Annotated in this window: 11 protein-coding genes; 6 read left to right on the forward strand and 5 right to left on the reverse strand. The window is 74.9% G+C overall.

What is annotated here, in order from left to right:
• Positions 1–35 precede the first annotated feature (35 nt).
• Positions 36–3,758, forward strand: coding sequence for a glycosyltransferase (locus DSM104299_RS00385; protein WP_272475298.1), 3,723 nt, complete (start codon positions 36–38; stop codon positions 3,756–3,758).
• Here the strand turns inward: DSM104299_RS00385 and purM are convergent.
• A complete protein-coding gene (purM, locus tag DSM104299_RS00390) occupies positions 3,739–4,794 on the reverse strand; it encodes a phosphoribosylformylglycinamidine cyclo-ligase (protein ID WP_272475299.1) in 1,056 nt (351 codons plus the stop codon). The two genes, DSM104299_RS00385 and purM, sit on opposite strands and share 20 nt — an antisense overlap.
• A 63-nt stretch (positions 4,795–4,857) precedes the next feature.
• On the opposite strand from purM, the gene DSM104299_RS00395 reads away from it, so the two are divergent.
• Entirely contained in the window at positions 4,858–8,442 is a 3,585-nt protein-coding gene (locus tag DSM104299_RS00395) for a glycosyltransferase (protein ID WP_272475300.1), read from the forward strand.
• Here DSM104299_RS00395 and DSM104299_RS00400 read toward each other — a convergent pair.
• The 3 genes from DSM104299_RS00400 to DSM104299_RS00410 form a co-directional block, all read right to left on the reverse strand.
• Entirely contained in the window at positions 8,439–9,194 is a 756-nt protein-coding gene (locus tag DSM104299_RS00400) for an undecaprenyl-diphosphate phosphatase (RefSeq protein ID WP_272475301.1), read from the reverse strand. The two genes, DSM104299_RS00395 and DSM104299_RS00400, sit on opposite strands and share 4 nt — an antisense overlap.
• A complete protein-coding gene (locus DSM104299_RS00405) occupies positions 9,184–9,843 on the reverse strand; it encodes a DedA family protein (RefSeq protein ID WP_272475302.1) in 660 nt (219 codons plus the stop codon). The genes DSM104299_RS00400 and DSM104299_RS00405 overlap by 11 nt, the downstream gene beginning before the upstream one ends.
• 65 nt (positions 9,844–9,908) lie before the next feature.
• The gene (locus tag DSM104299_RS00410; RefSeq protein ID WP_272475303.1) at positions 9,909–11,939 is read right to left on the reverse strand and encodes a class I SAM-dependent methyltransferase; all 2,031 of its coding nucleotides are present in this window, start codon (positions 11,937–11,939) and stop codon (positions 9,909–9,911) included.
• Between the two features lie 62 nt (positions 11,940–12,001).
• Here DSM104299_RS00410 and DSM104299_RS00415 point away from each other — a divergent pair, with 62 nt between their 5' ends.
• Entirely contained in the window at positions 12,002–13,093 is a 1,092-nt protein-coding gene (locus DSM104299_RS00415; RefSeq protein WP_272475304.1) for a DegT/DnrJ/EryC1/StrS family aminotransferase, read from the forward strand.
• 12 nt (positions 13,094–13,105) lie between these two features.
• Entirely contained in the window at positions 13,106–14,116 is a 1,011-nt protein-coding gene (locus DSM104299_RS00420; RefSeq protein ID WP_272475305.1) for a DUF354 domain-containing protein, read from the forward strand.
• 51 nt (positions 14,117–14,167) lie between these two features.
• Here DSM104299_RS00420 and DSM104299_RS00425 read toward each other — a convergent pair whose 3' ends face one another.
• Complete coding sequence (locus DSM104299_RS00425) at positions 14,168–15,151, reverse strand: Gfo/Idh/MocA family protein (RefSeq protein WP_272475306.1); 984 nt, start codon at positions 15,149–15,151, stop codon at positions 14,168–14,170.
• 118 nt (positions 15,152–15,269) lie between these two features.
• On the opposite strand from DSM104299_RS00425, the gene DSM104299_RS00430 reads away from it, so the two are divergent.
• Complete coding sequence (locus tag DSM104299_RS00430) at positions 15,270–17,363, forward strand: polysaccharide biosynthesis protein (protein WP_272475307.1); 2,094 nt, start codon at positions 15,270–15,272, stop codon at positions 17,361–17,363.
• Between the two features lie 13 nt (positions 17,364–17,376).
• On the forward strand, positions 17,377–18,489 hold the full coding sequence (locus DSM104299_RS00435; RefSeq protein ID WP_272475308.1) for a LytR C-terminal domain-containing protein: 1,113 nt from the start codon (positions 17,377–17,379) through the stop codon (positions 18,487–18,489).
• Positions 18,490–18,502: the final 13 nt, after the last annotated feature.

An 18,502-nucleotide genomic window follows, 5' to 3' on the forward strand; every position in this document is an offset into this window, starting at 1 on the left:
TGTCGGCGCCACCGGCGGACGTCCGCCTCGGCCAGATGACCGCGTCCCCGCGCGTGACGCTCGGCGTCGCGACCTACTCTCGCGACACCTACCTGGCCGAGGCCGTCGCGTCCTGCCTGGCGCAGGACTACGCCGACCTCGAGGTCCTGGTCGTGGTCGACGGGTCGGTCAACCCGCGGATCGACGCCGTCCTGGCGACGTTCGACGACCCGCGGCTGCGCGTCGTCCGCCATCCCGAGAACCGCGGGATCGCCGAGGCCTACAACACGATCGTGCGCGAGGGCCGCGGCGAGCTGATCGCGATGCTCGGCGACGACGACGTCTGCCTCCCGGACCGGATCTCGCGCTCGGTCGCCGTCTTCGACGCGCATCCCGAGACCGCGATCGTCCACGGCGACGCGCAGGTCATCGACGCCGACGGCACGGGCCGCGGGCTGTGGCGCAGCGGCGACTTCGCGCCCGGGGCGCTGCTGCAGCACCTGTGGCGCATCCACAACCCGCTGATCGACCCCACGCGGTTGGTCCACCGCCGCGTCTACGCGCAGGTCGGCGGCTACCACGCGGACTTCCGGACCTCGCAGGACTTCCACTTCTTCGTGCGCGCCGCCGACGCCGGCCTGCGCTTCCGCCACGTCGCGGGCGCGCCGCTGATCCGGCTGCGCCGCCACGACGACAACCTCTCCGGCGACGACCAGCTCGCCCGCCAGGTCGAGGAGGTCGAGCGGACGTTGTTGGAGTCCTTGGACCGCCACGACCTCGCCACGCTCGTGCCCGAGCTCGACTGGGCGGTCATCGACCGCGCGGCGGGGGAGAAGCGGGCGCTCGAGATGCTGGCCGCCGCCGTCGAGCGTCGTGGGCTCCCGCTGCCCGGCCTGGCGCGCCGCCTGCGCCGCCGCGCCGAGGCCGTCGTCGTCGCGCCGCGGGGGGCGCGCAACGGTCGCAAGCTCGTCATGACGTCGTTCGGCTTCAACGACAGCGGCGGCGGCACGGCCGTCCCGCGCGTGCTGGCCAAGGAGCTCGTCCGCCGCGGCTGGGACGTCACGGTCTTCTACGCCGCGGTCGAGGCCGACCCGTCCGGCGTGCCCTACGCGCTCTCGCGGCGCGAGGAGGACGGCGTCACGCTCGTCGGCGTCCACAACCGCGCCCACGCCGGCCTGCTGGCCGTCGGCGACCCGGGGGCCGACCTCGACGACCCGCCGATCACCGCGGCCTTCGCCGCGCTGCTGGACGAGGTGCGGCCCGACGTCGTCCACTTCCACAACCTGCACAACCTCGGCGCCGAGCTGCTGGAGCTGCCCGCGCGCCGCGGCATCCCCTCGATCTTCAGCCCGCACAACCACTGGCTGGTCTGCCCGCGCGCCTACCTGCTGCGTCCCGACGGGGCGCTGTGCGACGGGCCGGGCGACGGCGCGCGCTGCGCGGCGTGCGTCGGGAGCACCGACGTCGCCGGCCACGTCGAGCGCCTCGACGGCATCCGCCGGCGCTTCGCGCGCTCGGTCGACGTCTGCCTCGCGATGTCGGAGGCGATCCGCGCCTCGCTCGTCGACGCCGGCTACCCGGCCGAGGCGATCGACCTGCTGCCGCAGTCGATGCCGGCCGTCGACACGATCTGGGACCGCGTCGGCCGCGACCGCGTGGGCGGTCGCCGCGCCGCCGGCGCGCCGCTGCGCGTCGGCTTCTTCGGCTCGGTCTACGGCCTGAAGGGCCCGCAGGTGCTCGTCGCCGCCGCGCAGCAGGCCCAGGCCGACCTGCGCGTCGTCATCCACGGCGACGTCCCCGACGCGATGGCCCGGCAGCTCCGCGCGCTGGACCGGCGCGGGGTCGTCGAGATCCACGGGCGCTTCACGCCCACCGAGCTGCCCGACCTGCTCGCGTCGGTCGACGTCGCGGTCGCGCCGTCGCTGGTGTGGGAGACCCAGGGCCTCGCCGCGCTGGAGGCCCGCGCGGCGCGCGTACCGGTCGTCGCCGCTCGCATGGGCGGGCTGGCCGAGGCCGTGCGCCACGACGTCGACGGCCTCCTCTTCGACGGCGGCGACGCCGCCGGGCTGGCCGCGGCGCTGGACCGCCTCGCGACCGAGGACGGCCTGCTCGAGCGGCTGCAGGCCGCGATCCCGCAGCCGCCGTCGTTCGCGACGTTCGTGGACGCGCTCGAAGCGGTCTACGCCGGTGAGCGCGGGGGGCGGGTCGCCCGTCCGCGCGCCGCCGACCATCCCGTCGCCGTGCGCTGGCGCGGCGACCACGGCCTGGCGACGTCGTTGTCCACCATCAACCGCGAGGTCACCGCGCGCCTGGACGGTGATCCCTGCATCGCGGTCGGTTGCGCCGAGCGCACGGGGGCGGGTGGGGCCGGATTCGCGCCGCTGCCGCACCTGGCCGACGTCGAGGTCCGCCACGAGTGGCCGCCGGACTTCACGCCGCCGGCCTCCGGGCGGTTGGTGCTGATCCAGCCGTGGGAGTTCGGGACCGCGCCGCGCGACTGGGTCGCGCCGCTGCGCGACGAGGTCGACGAGCTGTGGGTGCCGTCCGAGCACGTGCGCGGGATGTACCTCGCCGCCGGCGTCCCGGGTGAGCGAGTCAAGGTCATTGCCAACGGTGTCGACCTGGTCAACTACTCGCCCGCCGGCCCGGCGCTCGACCTCGGCACCGAGCGCAAGCCCCTCCGGCTGCTGTTCGTCGGCGGCGCGATCGCGCGCAAGGGCGTCGACGTGCTGCTCGAGGCCTACATCTCGACCTTCGCCGGGCGCGACGACGTCGAGCTGGTCATCAAGGACTTCGGCCGCGACGGCGTCTACCGCGGCAGCGACCGCTCCACGCTGGACGCGCTCGCCGCGCCGGGCGCCCTGCCCAAGGTCACGCTGATCGACCGCGAGCTGTCGGGCGCCGACATGGCCGCGCTGTACCGCGCGTGCGACGTCCTCGTCCACCCCTACCGCGGCGAGGGCTTCGCGATGCCGGTGCTCGAGGCGATGGCCTGCGGGCTGCCGGTGCTCGTCACCGCCGGCGGGCCGACCGACGAGTTCGTGCCCGACGACGCCGGCTGGAAGCTCCGCGCGACGCGCAAGCCGCTGGCGGTCGACGCGATCGCCGGGCTGCCGCTGGCCGCCGAGGGCTGGATGCTCGAGCCTGACGTCGCGCACCTGCGCGCGTTGCTCGCCGAGGTCGCGGGCGCCGGAACCGCGGCGCTGGCCGCGCGGGGCGCCGCCGCCGCGCGCGCCGCGCAGCGCCTGTCCTGGGACGCCGTGTCCGCCGCCTACGCGGAGCGCCTGCACGCCGTCGCCGCGCGCCCGCCGCGCACGCACCGCGCGCCGGAGCTGGCGCCGATCCTCGACGAGGCCGGCCCGCGCGTCCTCGCGCTGCCCGCCTGGCGCGCCGACGCCGACGACCTGCCCGCGCTGCTGGCGGCCTGGGCGCAGGCCGCGCCCCCCGGGGCGCCCGGCACCCTGATCCTGGTCGCCGACGCGGAGCGCGACGGCGCGCCCGAGGCCGTCGAGGCGCGGATCCTGACGGCCGCCGCGCAGGCCGGCGTCGACCTCGAGCGCTGCGCCGACATCGCGGTGCGCTTCCTCTACGACCAGCCCGGCGGCGACGCCGCGCTGCACGCCGACGCCGACGCCTTCGTGCCGCTGCACGCCGCGTCGGCCGGGCACGCCCGGATGGCGCGCGCCGCCGGCAACGCCGTCCTGGCGCCGGACGCCGGCGCGCTGCGCGGCTTCCTGGCGGGCGCGGGCGCGCCCGCGCTCAGCGCCGCGGGTAGCTGAGCCCGAGGCCCGGCACCGTGATCGTGCCGACCTGGTCGGTCACGGTGCCGATGCGCCGCGCACCCGGGTGACGTGCCGCGAGGATCGCGGACGCCGCGTCGGCGTCGGCCTCCGGCACGATCGCCATGAACCCGCAGCCCATGTTGAAGACCTCCCACATCTCGGCGGCCGTGACCTCGCCGAGGCGCGCGACGAGGTCGAAGACCGGCGGCACCGGCAGCGGGTCCTCGATCGCGTAGCCGGCGCCGAGGCGCAGGATGTTGTTCAACCCGCCGCCGGTGATGTGGGCCAGGCCGCGGACGTCGACCTCCGAGCGCAGCAGGTCGAGCACCGCGCGCACGTAGATGACCGTCGGCTCCAGCAGCGCGTCGGCGACCGAGGCGCCGCCGAGCTCCGGCGGGCGGTCGTCGAGCGCCAGGCCGCCGTCGACCTGCAGCGCCCGTCGCGCCAAGGTGTAGCCGTTGCTGTGCAGGCCCGAGGACGGCACGCCGATCAGCGCGTCGCCCGGCGCGATCCGGTCGCCGAGGATCAGGTCCTCCAACTTGACCGTGCCGATCGCGGTCGCGCAGAGGTCGAAGCCGTGCGGCGACGGGTGGCCGCGGATCAGCTCGGGCAGCACGGCCAGCTCGCCGCCGGGGACCTCGCAGCCGGAGGCCTCGGCCCCGACCTTCAGGCCGACGCCGATGCGCGCCAGCCGGCCCGCGTCGACCTCCTCGACGGCGAGGTAGTCGACGAGCGCGATCGGCTCGGCGCCGACGCAGACGAGGTCGTTGACGTTCATCGCCACGCAGTCGATGCCGACGGTCTCCAGCCGGTCGGCCTCCTCGGCGACGACGAGCTTGGAGCCGACGCCGTCGGTCGCGATCGCGATGCCGAGGTCGTCGCTCACGCGCAGCACGGACGCGTAGTGGCCGCTGGGCACGACCGAGCGCGACGGCGAGCCGGTCTCGATCGTCTTGAGGACCGAGACCAGGGCGCCGACGCCCTCGTCGGCCTGGTCGGTGTCGACGCCGGCGGCGGCGTACGCGTCACTCATGGGCGGATCGTCGCAGACCACACCGTCTCAAGGTGCCTGGACGGATCGCCGATCACCAGAGGGATGTCTCCCTCTGCCGTGACGTCCGCACGTCCCCGTTCGGTCCTGGTCATCCACACGGGGCTGCCGGCCCACGACCGAGACTCCGGCTCACGCCGGCTGCGGTGGATCGTCGACCTCTTGGTCGCGGAAGGCCATCGCGTCACGTTCCTCGGCCACTCGGGCTTCGACCAGACGCGCTACGCCACGGAGCTGCGCGACCAGGGCGTCGAGGTCCACGCGTTCAACGGCCGCTGGTGGCGTGAGAGCGGTCGCGGCAGCGGCGTCCCGGGCGCTGGGATCGACGTCGCCCAGCTCCTGCGGCGCGGCCGCTTCGACCTGGCTTGGGTCTCGACCTACGAGATGGGCCTGTACTACCTGGCCGACATCCGGCGCGAGTCGCCCGCGACGCGCATCGTCGTCGACACCGTCGACGTCCACCACGTCCGTCTGCTGCGCGGGGCCGAGCGAACCGGCGATGCCGCCGACTACGCGGAAGCCGAGCGCGTCCGTCAGGACGAGGAGCTCGTCTACCAGGCGGCCGACGGGCTCGTCGCGGTCTCCGAGCCCGACGCCGACGCGCTGCGGGCGACGGCTCCCGGCGTGCCGGTCTTCACGGTCTCCAACATCCACGCGATCTTCGAGCCCGGACCGGGATTCGCCGAGCGCACGGGCCTCGTCTTCGTCGGCAACTTCGGCCACACGCCCAACGTCGGGGCCGTCACCGGCTTCGTCGAAAGCGTCTGGCCCGCGGTGCGGGCGGCGATCCCGCACGCGACGCTCGCCGTCGTCGGCACCAAGCCTCCGCCGGAGATCCAGGCGCTCGCCGGCAACGGCGTGACCGTCACCGGCTGGGTGCCCGAGACGCGGCCCTACCTCGACGCCGCGCGCGTCTCGATCGCGCCGCTGCGCTGGGGCGCGGGCGTCAAGGGCAAGATCGGCGAGGCGCTGAGCCTGGGCCTGCCGGTCGTCACCACGAGCGTCGGCGCCGAGGGGATGGACCTGGTCGACGGCGAGACGGCGCTGATCGTCGACGGCGACGCCGAGATGGCCGAGGCGATCGTCGGCCTCCACGAGGACCCCGAGCTCTGGGCGCGGCTGTCCACCGCGGGCCCCGCGCATGTCGATCGCACGCTCGGCACCGGCGCCGCGCGAACGGCGCTTCGCGACCTGTTCTCCGCGCTGCTCCCGCGGCCGTTCGTCGTCACCGACGCGTGGTCGTCGGACGCGGCGCTGCCCGCGGCGCTGCGCGGCTACCTCGCCGCGTTCGGCCCGGACGACGACGTGTCGCTCGTCCTGCCGGCTGGGCCCGGCGACCCGGATGCGGAGGCGGCGGTCGACCGCGCGCTGGCCGTTCTGGAGCAGCTCGGCGTGGATCCGGAGGCGATCCCCGACGTCGCGGTCCTGCCGGCCGCCGAGCGCGTGCCGGTGCCGTTCGGCGGCGTGCGCGTCGGCGCCGCATCGTGGCGCGAGGAGCCGGTCGTGACGATCCCGCTCGACGCGCCGGCCGCGGCGTGGCGTGCGGCCCTCGAAGGGCCCGCTCCCACGCGCGACACGCCGCTGGTCAGCATCGTGATGTGCCTGTACGGCCAGCGTGCGGCCACCGAGCGCTGCCTCGCCACGCTCACCGGCGCGCTCGGCGCTGAGCTGGGCGGCACGGTCGAGCTGGTGCTCGTGGACAACGCCTCGCCGGACGACACCGGCGAGCTGCTGGATCTCTGGGAGGATCGGGCCCGCGTCATCCGCCTCGCCGAGAACCGGAACTTCGCCGGCGGCAACAACATCGGCGCGGCGGCCGCCACGGGGCGCGTCCTGCTGTTCCTCAACAACGACACCGAGGTCCCGCCGGGCGTCGTCGAGGAGCTGGCGGCGGAGGCGCTGCGCCCGTCGGTCGGGCTGGTCGGCCTACGCATGCGCTACCCCGACGGCCGCCTCCAGCACGGCGGCTTCGGCTGGCGCGCGTCGCCCAACCGGATCGTGCCGTTCCACCTCTTGATGGGCGAGGACGGCGACCTTCCGCTTGCGCGCTCCGCGTTCGACACGTCCTCGGTCACCGGCGCGTGCATCGCGATCACCGCCGAGCTGTTCGACGACGTCGGCGGCTTCGACGACAACTACGTCAACGGGTGGGAGGACGTCGACCTGTGCCTGCGCGTGAGCGCCGCCGGCGGGCGCATCCGCTATCGCGGCGACCTCGCGATCGTCCATCACGAGGGGCTGACCAGCGGCGGCAACTACGCCTCGCGCGACAACGAGGCGCGCTTCCGGGCGGCGCACGAGCGCGAGCTGCTCGCCGATGACGAGCTGCTCCGGAGCCAGCTCGGAGTGACGCTCGGGCCGCTCCTGCCGGAGGTGCGCGGGCGGATGTCGTCCGGGGGCGCCGGCGCGGTCGTGGTCGGGCCGCTGCACGGCGTCGGGCCCGGCAGCGACGAGGCCCGCGGCCTGCTCCGCGCGCTGACGGCCCTGGGCATCGGCGTCGCCGGCCGCACCCCCAGCCCGACCTGGGTACGTCCCGCGCTGCGCGACGCCGACCGTGAACCGCTGCGCGCCGCGCACGCCGCCGACGCGCGCGCCGGTGCGGCCGTCATCGTCGTGCCCGACGGCAGCCTCGCCACGCCGGAGTCCCCCATCGGCGGCGGGCCTGCCGACCCGCTCGTCCTGGCCGCGGCCCATCGCCCGGCCGTGGTCCGGCTCGCCGACGTGCCCGACGCGCCGGTCACGGGCGCCGTCGCGTGGGCGGCTACCGCCGCGCTCGCGCACGCGCTGACCGGCGCGGGCTGGGCCGAGGATCGCGTGTACATCGTCCCGCCGCTCGGGATCGACGCCGAGCTCGGCCCGGGAGGGCCGGGCCTGCTCGCCGTCCTCCCAGACCACGACCCGGCCGCGTGCGCGGCGGTCCTCGACGCGCTGGCCCGCGACGGTGGCGGCGACGGTCAGCTGACCCTGGTCCCGACGGCCCGCACCTCCGAGCTGGCGTGGCGCGTCGCCGCGACGCTTCCGGGCGCCGACCTCGCGATGCCGATGACCGACGAGTGGGCGTTCGGCGCCGCCGCGGCGCTGGTCGACGTCGTCCTCGCCACCGATCCCGCCGACCGGTTCGATCGCCGCGCGCTCGTCGCGGCCGCGGCCGGCGCGGCCGTGGTGGTCCGCCGCGACGGCGCGGCGGCCGCGATCCTCGGCGACCTCGCGGTGACCGCCGACCCGGCCGACCCGGCGGCGCTCGCCGCGGCGCTGGCGCGGGTGGACACCTCGCAGGACGCGCGCCGCCGGCGCGCGGACGCCGTCCGCGCCGCCTGCGGCCAGGACGCGGTCCTGGTCGCGCTGCGCGCGCTGGCCATCGACGGCATCGCCGCCGAGCACCACGCCGCCGGCATCGCCGCGTTCGGCGCCGGCGACGTCGCGGGCGCCGTCCGCGAGCTGGAGCTCGCGTTGGCCTTCGGGTTCGACGCCGACATCGCGAGCGACCTCGCGGTCGCGCTGCACATGGCCGGCGCCGTGGACCGCGCGGCCGCGCTGCTGCGCGAGTGCCTCGTGCAGTCGCCGGGCCACGCGGGCGCGATCGAGAACCTGGCGCTGCTCGCGGCCGGCCCGCAGGCGGCGGCGGCCTAGCGCGCGCGGACGAGCGCGGCGCCGGCGAGCAGCGCCCGCTCCGCCGCTGCCGGCACGACCGAGGTCGCGGCGCGCAGCGGCGCGGCCGCGAACGTGGAGGCCAGGGCGGCGACCGCGCCCACGGCGAACGGCGCCCGCAGCTCGCGCGGCAGGCCGCGCCGGGCCAGTCGGACCGTCTTGAGCGCCGTCGCCCCGGCGATCACCGGCAGCCCCGCTCCGCGCGCCAGCGCGAAGGCGGCGGGACGATCGAAGCCGCGCAGGCGCGCGGCGGCGACGCTGAGCCCGAGCCGGGACGCGCCAGGGACGAGCGCGCAGGCCTGCGCCAGGCCGACGACCAGCGCGTCGGCCGCCGTCGCCGCGCCGGCGTCGGTGCGCGAGCGGTCGCCGATCGCGTCGGCGAGCAGCATCGCCGCGCTGCCGAGCAGCAGTCCGAGCGCGATGCCTCGCGTCGTCCCCAGCCGCTCCTCGACCAGGTCCTCGAACAGCAGGCCGGCGAGCGCGGGCGGGATGGTCGACACGACCAGCAACGCCGGTCGCGGCGTCGGCACGAGGACCACGAGCGCCGGCAGGGTGCCGGCGTGCAACGCGATCTCGAAGGTCTTGCGCAGGTCGCCCGGCAGGTCGGCGTACGCCCATCCCGCGAGCTGGGGGACGAGCGCCGTGTGGCCCGAGGACGAGACGGGCAGCAGCTCGGCCGGGCCGTGCAGCGCGCCGAGCAGCGCCGCCTGTCCGAGCGTCAGCTTACGCGGCATCGGCCGCGGCGAGCCGCGCGCGGCGCCCGCGCCACCAGCGCACCGCGAGGTAGGCGACGCCGAGCACGATGATCGCCGCGACGCCGTAGTCGACGTAGTGCAGGCGGTCCTTCCATTCCGACCAGTTGTCGCGCGCGGCCTTGCCGACGAGCGTCAGCATCAGGATCCACGGGAGGCAGCCGGCGAACGTCAGGACGCTGAACCGCCAGAAGGGCATCCGCGCGGCGCCGGCCGGGATCGAGATGAACGTCCGGACGATCGGCAGCATGCGGCTGAAGAACACCGCCCACGAGCCCCAGCGCTCGAACCAGCGCTCGGTCAACGCGAGGTGCTCGGGCTTGACGCGGAAGACCTTGTGCCGGTCCAGCAGCTCCAGCCGGCCGTAGTAGCCGATCGCGTAGGCGATCCAGGACCCGACGAGGTTCGCGACGGTGCCGACCGCGACCGCCGCGAACAGCGAGTACTTGCCCTCGCTGACGTTGAACCCGGCGAAGAGCATCGTCGCTTCCGACGGGATCGGGATGCCGGCGCTCTCGGGCACCATCAACAGGAAGATCCCGGGCAGGCCGAGGTCGCCGACGACGTTGGTGGCGAAGTCGGCGAGCTTGTCGGTGACCGAGGCCAGGACGAGGGCGGCAGCAAGCAGCATCCGCGGCAAGGCTAGACGCTCAGGGCGCTTCGACGCGGCGCCCACAGCGGATGCTCAGGTTGCGTTCAGGCTGCGTGGGCGTGGGTCGCCCACGTGCGCTCGGCCAGCGCGCGCAGCGCAGCCATCTCCCCGACGGCAAAGCGCGGCAGGTCCTCCGGACCCCAGACGCCGCCCGTGAGCACGGCCTCGCCGAACGCGGGGCCGCCGGCCTCGACGAACACGGTGTCGGGCATCGTGTCCTCGTCGAGGTCGGCCGCGGCGATCGCGCCGCGGAGCTTCGGGACGACGTCCGCGGGCGCGCGGTCGGCGAAGAGCAGCAGCGTCGCCGGCTCGGCCGCGTCGAATGTCGTCGCGTAGGCGCGCAGGAGGTCCGGGCTGGCGATCAGCTCCTCGGCGTGGGCCAGCACGCAGAAGCGCGCCTCGGCGCCGGCGGCGTAGGACTGGACGAGCTCGGACGGCACCGGGGTCGGCCCGGGGGACACGGCGTCCTGGAAGGCGCGCTCGAGCTCCTTGGCCAGCGCGAAGCGGTCGGCCTCGGTGACGATCCCGGCGGTCACGAGGATGCGCAGGGCGATCTCGTCCTCGTCGAGCGCGCGCCACTCGACCGGCAGCTCCTCGCGGAAGGACCACGCGAGCATCGCGACGTTGCGCCAGACGACGAAGTCCAGGGGCAGAGACCCGCGGAAGCGCCATTCGCGGTCGATCGCGCGCCAGGCACCGCTCGCGCGGTCGACGACGATGTTGGACCAGACCGCGTCGAGCGCGTCACCGCGCAGCAGCGGCACGCCGGCCGCGTCCTGCTGGTCGGTGCCGAACGCGCTCTGGAGCCAGTGGGCGTACCGCCGCACGAGCTCGACGAGGCCGCTGCCGATGCCCTCGCGCGCGATGGTGCTCAGGACGTCGAAGATCGCGAGCTCGCCGTGGGCACGCTCCTCGGCGCCGAGATGGTGTTCGAACAGGCCGACCTCGACCGACTCGGCAGTGCGCCGGGCGCCGAGGGCGGGCTCCTTGACGATCGTGCCGTCGCCGGTCAGCGTCACGCGCTTGCGGAACGAGGGGCGCCGGTTGAGCGAGTAGTGACGCGCCCGCCAACCGCGCTCGATGCCGAGCCGCTGCGCGGTGCGCTGCACGTCGCCGCGGTAGGCGATCAGCAGCAGCGAGTTGGACAGGTCGGCGGTGAGCCCGGCGCGCACGACCTCGCGCTGGGCCAGGGTCTCGCTGAACGACGGTGCGCGCAGGTCCCCGCCGCGATCCGGCGCGGTGCCGATCAGCCAGTTGGCGAGGTCGGGGTCGTCGCCGGCGGCCGCGGCGTCGACGATCGTCGACGCCAGCTTGTAGTCCGGAAACGGCAGCAGCGTGTCGACGTGGTCGAAGCCGGCCTCGCGGACGAGGCGCTCCAGCTCACGGCGGTTGAACGTCACGCCGCCGCCGGTGCTGGGGTAGCCCTGGACCGAGTCGTACGGGCGCGCGGAGTGGTCCTCGAACGCGCCGTTGAGGTACTTGAGCCCGAGCCGGTTCTCGATCGCCAGGACGAGCACCGAGTCGTCGCGCAGCGACTCGTAGGCGACGCGCAGGTTGTCGGCGGCGGCGGCGTGCGGGTCCGAGGTGGAAGGGTGGTACAGGTGGCCGTACTCGAGGACGCCGATCAGCGTGACCGCGTCGAAGGCCTCGCGCTCCGCCAGCAGCGAGTAGTTGGCCGCGAACACCGAGACGTTGTCGAGGTCGTCGCAGCGGGCGGCGGCGACCGATGCGCGCTCCACGCTGCCCTCGATCGCCGAGACCGAGCCGAAGTGCTCGCCGAGCCAGCGGGTGATCGCGCCGCAGCCGGCGCCGAGCTCCAGGACCGACGCCGTCTCGGCGCCGTGGAACCCGAGGCAGTCGAACAGCGTCGACCGGTAGGGCGTCAGGTGGTAGAGCGTCGGCCAGTCGGTGACGTGCCCGGCCAGCTCGAGCGAGCCGACACTGCGGTCGGTTGCGCCCTGGAGCGCGTCGAGGAGGCGCTGCTCGATGCCGTCGAGGTAGCCGGCAGGGGTGGACGACGACGCGGGGACCCGCACCTTCGAGCCCGGGGAGGGGACGAACTCGGAGAGCTTCACACCCTTGCTATCGGCCCGGCAGAACATTTGTTGAGCGGGTCGCCGGGCTACGCTCCCTGGCGATGCCGGTCCCGCTCTTCGACCCGACCTCGTCGCAGGCGCCGCTGCGCGCCGACATCCGCGCGGCGGTCCACCGCGTCCTCGACAGCGGGCACTTCATCCTCGGTCCGGAGGTGGACGCGTTCGAGACCGAGCTGGCCGCCTACCTCGGCGCGAACCACGCGGTGGGCGTCGCCAACGGCACCGACGCGCTGACGATCGCGCTGCGCGCATTGGGCGTCGGGCCGGGCGACGAGGTCGTCGTGCCGTCGTTCACGTTCTGGGCCAGCGCCGAGGCGATCCCGCCGACCGGCGCCGTGCCGGTGTTCTGCGACGTCGACCCGGACACGCTGTGCGTCAGCGCCGAGACCGTGAAGGCCGTGCTGACGCCGAAGACCAAGGCGGTCATCGCCGTCCACCTGTTCGGCAACGTCGCGCCGGTCGCCGAGATCGAGGCGCTGGGCGTGCCGGTGGTCGAGGACGCCGCGCAGGCCGCGGGGTCGACGTCGGCCGGTGGGCGCCCCGGCGCGCTGGGCACGATCGCGACGTTCTCGTTCTACCCCTCCAAGAACCTCGGCGCGATGGGCGACGGCGGGGCGATCACGTGCAAGGACGCCGACGTGGCCGAGCGCGTCCGCACGCTGCGCTTCCACGGGTCGGCCGACAAGGTCGACTACGTCGACATCGGCTACAACAGCCGCCTCGACGAGCTGCAGGCCGCGATCCTGCGCGTGCAGCTGCCGCACCTGGACAAGTGGGGCGCGGCGCGGGCGGCGGCGGGCGACGCGTACGCCGCGGCGCTGGAGGGCGTCGTGCGGCTGCCCCGCGCGGCGGCGGGGTCGCGGCCGGCGTGGCACCTCTACGTGATCCACCACGACGAGGTCGACCGCCTGGCGGGCGCGCTCGCCGCGGCGGGCATCGGCGCGCGGTCCTACTACCGCACGCCCGTCCACGCGCAGCCGCCGATGGCGCCGTGGGCGCCGCGCGTCCCGCTGCCGGCGACCGAGCAGGCGGCGCGCACGCACCTGGCGATCCCGATGTCCGCCGCCCTCGCGCCGGCGCAGATCGCCGAGGTCTGCGAGGCGGTCAAGAGCGCGGTGCTGCCCGCGCGATAGCGTGGCGGCGCCTTGCGCGTCTGGTTCGACCTCACCAACTCGCCGCACGTCCTCGTCCTGCGTCCGCTGATCGCGGCGCTGCGCGACGACGGCGCCGAGGTCGCGGTCACCGCGCGCGACTTCGCCCAGACCGTCGCGCTGTGCGAGCGGTTCGGGATCGACTGCGACGTGATCGGCCGGCACCGCGGCGCCAAGCTCGGGGCCAAGGCCATCGGGTTGGTCGACCGGTCCTTCGCGCTGGTGAAGTACGCGCGCGGCCGGCGCTTCGACCTCGCGATCGGGCACGGGTCCAACGACATCTCGGTCGCCGCCACCGCGCTGCGGATCCCGCGGTCGACGATGTTCGACTACGAGTGGGCCAAGGTCCAGCACAACGTCAACTGCCGGCTGTGCCAGGCGGTCGTCGTGCCGGAGGCGATCCCGCCGGAGCGCCTGGACCAGTACGGCGCCAAGGGCAAGCTGCAGCGCTACGCCGGGCTGAAGGAGGAGTACTACCTCGCCGACTTCGCGGCCGACCCGGCGGTGCTCGACGAGCTGGGCGTCGACGTCCGCGAGCCGTTGGCCGTGGTCCGCACGCCGCCGGTCGTCTCGCTGTACCACCGCTTCGAGAACGACCTGTTCGCCGACGTGCTGCGCGCGCTGCGCGAGCAGGCGCAGGTTGTCGTCCTTCCCCGCGTCGACGCCCAGCGCGAGGAGCTGGCCCGCGCCGGCGGCTTCATCGTCCCCGAGCGCGCGATCGACGCGCAGTCGCTGATCGCCTACGCCGACGTCGTCGTCTCCGCCGGCGGCACGATGAACCGCGAGGCCGTCGCGCTCGGCACGCCGGTCTTCACGACCTTCGAAGGCCGCCTCGGCGCCGTCGACGAGTGGCTGATCGGCACCGGCCGCCTGCGCCAGCTCAAAGCCGCGGCCAACGTCACCGTCACCAAGCGCTCCACCACGACACCCGGCACTGACCGGATCCGCCGCGACCCGCGCGACCTGCTGGCGCTGGCGATGGCGCCGCTGACCGCGCGGCGCTGAGCGGCCTGGGGCCCGCGGCGCATCGCGGGCAGGTGCGGGCGCGCCGCCCGGCTAAGCCGCTTGCGGCCCGCGGCGCATCGCCGGACGGTGCGCGATCAGCTCGATGCGCTTGAGGATCGCCAGCGCGGCCTCCTGGCAGGCGATCGCCTGGCCGATGCCGACCTCGGGCGCGGTGCGGCGCTCGACGTACTTCAGGAACGTCGCGGCCTGGACGACGGCGGGGTCCTCGTGGGGGAGGGCGATGCGCTGGGCGATGGACTCGTGGCGGCCGGTCGTCGCGGTGGTCCTCACGGCCTCGATGACGCGGGTCTCGAGGTCGGCGCGGATCTCGGCCTGGGTCGTGGTCACCCACAGGTGGCGGACCTTCGCGCCGCCGGCGCGCGAGGCGACCAGCGAGGCGACGAGGTCGTCCTCCATCACCAGCAGCGCCTGCGCGTGGTCGACCGGGCCGCCGCGGCGGACGCGGCGGCCGGCGGCCTGGGTCGCGGCGATCGGCTCGCCGGTCAGCGCCATCACGAACTGCAGGTCGTGGACCATCAGGTCCGAGACGACGTCGAGGTCGGCCAGCGGGCCGCCGACGCCCGGGTCCATGCGGTCGACGTGGACCGCGACCAGCGTCTGGTCGGCCACCAGCGCGCGCAGCTCGCGCACCGTGGGGTCGAAGTGCTCGTCGAAGGCGACCTGGGCGACGGGACGCCGCGGCGCGCGGACGATCGCGCTGAGCAGCCCGTGGGCGAGCTCGACGGTCGGCGCCAGCGGCGGCTCGATCAGGACGTCCAGCCCGGCCTCGAGCGCGGCGCGCGCCATGCGCGGACGCGTGTCGACGACCCCGGCGACGATCGCGACGTGCGCCTCCTGGAAGGAGGGCTCCAGCGCCTCCAGCCACGGGACGCCGAGCGTCATGGCCAGCCGCTTGGCGGCTTCGGGATCGGGGTCGTAGACGCCCGCGACCAGGCAGCGATCGGCCAGCGCGCGGAACGCGCGGCCGTGACGCTCGCCGGCTGGGCCGGCGCCGAGGAGGATCGCCCTCACCATCTCACCCGGTGATCGGAACCTCCAACGGTGCCTTGAGGCCGGTGGTCGCCCTACAATGCGCCGGATGCGCCGCGCTTCCGAGCCGGAGCGATCGAGGCGATCGTTAGGATCATGGCGGATGCGCCGCGCCTTTCGCTCGGCTGCGCTTCCCCTCCATCGCCACTCGCTTCCCCAGCTGGGCATCGACGCGGCGTTGGTCGCGCTGGCCTACCTGCTCGCCTTCCGTCTCCGGTTCGACGGGGGGATCCCGAGCGACTACGGCGATCTGCTCGCCGCGACGCTGCCCTACGTCGTCGCCGCGTCGCTGCTGATCTTCACGATGTTCGGGCTCTACGAGAAGTTCTGGCGCTACGTCGGCCAGCGCGACTACGTGAACATCCTCCAGGCGGTGATCGTCGCGACGCTGTTCGTCCCGGCGTTCAACGCGCTGACGCACCCCGTCATCGTCGGCTCCGGCCGCGGCGACGTGACGCTGAGCGTCCCGACCGGCGTCCTGGGCTCGTTCTTCCTGCTCACGCTCGTGCTCGTCGGCGGCTCGCGCTTCGTCGCGCGCACGGTCTACGAGCGCCCGCTGAGCGGCTTCCGTCCGCGTCCCGGCGCCCGGCGCGTCCTGATCGTCGGCGCCGGCGACGGCGGCCGCCTGGTCCTGCGCGAGATCCTGCGCAACCCGGACCTGGGCCTGGACCCGATCGGCTTCGTCGACGACGACCCGACCAAGCACCGCATGCGCGTCGAGGGCGTGCGCGTCCTGGGCCGCACCAGCGAGCTCGCGCGGATCCTCGACGAGGCCGAGCCCGACGAGGTCACGATCGCGATTCCCTCGGCGCCCGGCACGCTGCGCGCGGCCGTGGTGTCGGCCTGCCGCGCGCGCGGCATCGCCGTCCGGACGCTGCCGACCGTCTTCGAGCTGCTCAAGACCGGGGGCGGCAACGTCGTGCGCCAGGCGCGCCCGGTCGAGGTCGAGGACATCCTGGGCCGCGAGCCGATCCGGATGGAGCTCGACCGCGTCGGGCGGTACCTCCAGAACGAGGTCGTCCTGGTCACCGGCGCCGGCGGCTCGATCGGCTCCGAGCTGTGCCGCCAGATCTCGCGCGTCGCGCCGCGCAAGCTGATCCTCCTCGACCACGCCGAGGACAACCTCTTCCGCATCATGCGCGAGCTGGAGGACGACCGCCACGTCCACCCGTCGTCGATGGCCGTCGTGCTCGCCGACTGCAAGGAGGGCGAGCGGATGCGCGAGGTCTTCGCCGAGCATCGGCCGACCGTCGTCTTCCACGCCGCCGCCTACAAGCACGTCGGGCTGATGGAGCTCAACCCGGTCGAGGCCGTGCGCAACAACGCGCTGGCGACCCGGCTGATGGCGCGCGTGGCCGGCGAGCACGACGTCCGCCGCTTCGTGCAGGTCTCGACCGACAAGGCCGTCACGCCCGCGACGGTCATGGGCGCGTCCAAGGCGCTGGCCGAGTTCGCCGTCGAGGCCGCGCAGGTGCGCTGGCCGAACACGCGCTACGCGATCGTGCGCTTCGGCAACGTGCTCGGCTCTTCGGGCTCGGTCGTCCCGATCTTCCGCCGCCAGATCGCGCTCGGCGGCCCCGTGACCGTCACCGACAAGCGCATGACGCGCTACTTCATGACGATCCCGGAGGCCGTGCAGCTCGTGATCCGCTCCGGCTCGCTGGGCGCGGGCGGCGAGATCTTCGTGCTGGAGATGGGCGAGCCCGTCTCGATCTGGCACCTCGCCGAGACGATGATCGAGCTCAGCGGCCTGCGTCCCGGAGAGGACATCGTCATCGAGGAGGTCGGGCGCCGGCCGGGGGAGAAGCTCTTCGAGGAGCTGTTCAACCCGTACGAGCGCACGCAGCCCACGCCGGCCGAGAAGATCCTGCGCGCGGAGCGCGATCGGCTCGATCCCCAGGCGGTCGAGTCGATGTTCGACGAGGTCGGCCTCCTGGTGCTCGAAGGCGATGCCGCGGCCCTCGCCGCGAAGGTCGCCGAGCTGTCGGAGATGCGCGAGATCCAGGAAATCGCGGCCCGTCCGCCCGTGGGCGCGGACGTGCAGGACGAGACCGGCGGCGGGACGGACCGCGCCGCCCGGTCCCTGGGCACCGGCTTGCAGGACGAGACCGGCGGCGGGCCGGACCGCGCCGCCCGGTCCCTGGGCACCGGCTTGCAGGACGGCACCGGCGGCGGGCCGGACCGGGCCATTCTCTAGCATGGCGCCCTGCATGTCGTCGATCCTGGCCCTTTCGGTCTCCGACAAGATCGAGCAGTACGGGGCGTACGCCGGCTTCGCGTCGGTGCTCGGCCTCGCCATCCTCTCGTTGCTCTACTTCGCGCAAGCGCGCGAAGTCAAGCGTCTGCGCGAGTGGGCTGGCCGTGCTCCCGAACGCGCGCAGGACGTGCAGGAGCGCGCGGTCGCGGTCGCCCAGCAACGCGTGATCGCCCAGCCGCAGCGCCCGGCCCAGCCCGCGCAGCCCCAGCAGCCGGGCGCGCCCCGGCCGGCCGCCGCCACCCCGGCCGGCCAGGCGGGCGCCGTCCCCGCCCCGACGGTCGCCGCGGCCGCCACCGCCGCGGGCGCGGCCACCGCGACGCCGCCCAGCGCGGCGCCCAAGCCGCCCGTCCCCGCGCCCGCCGCGCCCGGCGGCCAGCCGACGACCGTCCAGCCCGCCGCCAACGGCGCCGCCGCGACGGCACCGCCCGCCCGCCCCGGCGAGCCGCTGCGCGTCCCGGCCGCGGCCGCGACGCCGCCTCCGGGCTCCACGCGGACCAACTACGGCCCCGACGACGGCGATGACGACCATCGCTCGCGCCTGCCGATGTTCGGCGCCATCGCCGCGATCGCCGTGGTGGTCGTCGTCCTGGTCGTCCTGCTGACCGGCGTGCTCGGCGGGAGCGACGGCGGGACGCAGAAGGCCAACACGATCGGCACGCCCGGCGGTGCGGCGACCACGCCCAAGGGCGGCAACGCCGCGTCGACGACCAAGGCCAAGGCGCCCGCCGCCGCGCCGAAGCCCGGCACCTACACCGTCGCGGTGCTCAACGGCACGACCGTCCCGGGGCTGGCCCGCGGCGTCTCCAACCGGCTGACCAACGCCAAGTACAAGATCGGCAACGTCACCAACGCCGCGACGCAGGATCGCTCGGCCACGCTCGTCGAGTTCGCGCCCGGCCACCGGGCCGAGGCGGACTCGGTCGCCAAGGCGATCGACGTCCAGTCCGACTCCATCCAGCAGCTGTCGCCCGGGTCCAAGACCATCGCGGGCAACGAGGCGACGGTCGTGGTGACGGTCGGCGCCGACCAGAACACGTCGCCCCAGTCGTCGTCGACGACGCCGTAGCCGGCCGCCAAGA

Origin of the sequence: Baekduia alba, from assembly GCF_028416635.1 — a bacterium.
GTDB lineage: Bacteria > Actinomycetota > Thermoleophilia > Solirubrobacterales > Solirubrobacteraceae > Baekduia > Baekduia alba.

Excerpts from the sequence above, each read along its gene's own strand:
- DSM104299_RS00405 (WP_272475302.1), bottom strand. The coding sequence starts at position 9,843 with ATGCTGCTTGCTGCCGCCCTCGTCCTGGCCTCGGTCACCGACAAGCTC.
- DSM104299_RS00435 (WP_272475308.1), top strand. The coding sequence starts at position 17,377 with ATGTCGTCGATCCTGGCCCTTTCGGTCTCCGACAAGATCGAGCAGTAC.
- DSM104299_RS00400 (WP_272475301.1), bottom strand. The coding sequence starts at position 9,194 with ATGCCGCGTAAGCTGACGCTCGGACAGGCGGCGCTGCTCGGCGCGCTG.
- DSM104299_RS00415 (WP_272475304.1), top strand. The coding sequence starts at position 12,002 with ATGCCGGTCCCGCTCTTCGACCCGACCTCGTCGCAGGCGCCGCTGCGC.
- DSM104299_RS00395 (WP_272475300.1), top strand. The coding sequence starts at position 4,858 with ATGTCTCCCTCTGCCGTGACGTCCGCACGTCCCCGTTCGGTCCTGGTC.
- DSM104299_RS00385 (WP_272475298.1), top strand. The coding sequence starts at position 36 with ATGACCGCGTCCCCGCGCGTGACGCTCGGCGTCGCGACCTACTCTCGC.
- DSM104299_RS00425 (WP_272475306.1), bottom strand. The coding sequence starts at position 15,151 with ATGGTGAGGGCGATCCTCCTCGGCGCCGGCCCAGCCGGCGAGCGTCAC.
- purM (WP_272475299.1), bottom strand. The coding sequence starts at position 4,794 with ATGAGTGACGCGTACGCCGCCGCCGGCGTCGACACCGACCAGGCCGAC.
- DSM104299_RS00430 (WP_272475307.1), top strand. The coding sequence starts at position 15,270 with ATGCGCCGCGCCTTTCGCTCGGCTGCGCTTCCCCTCCATCGCCACTCG.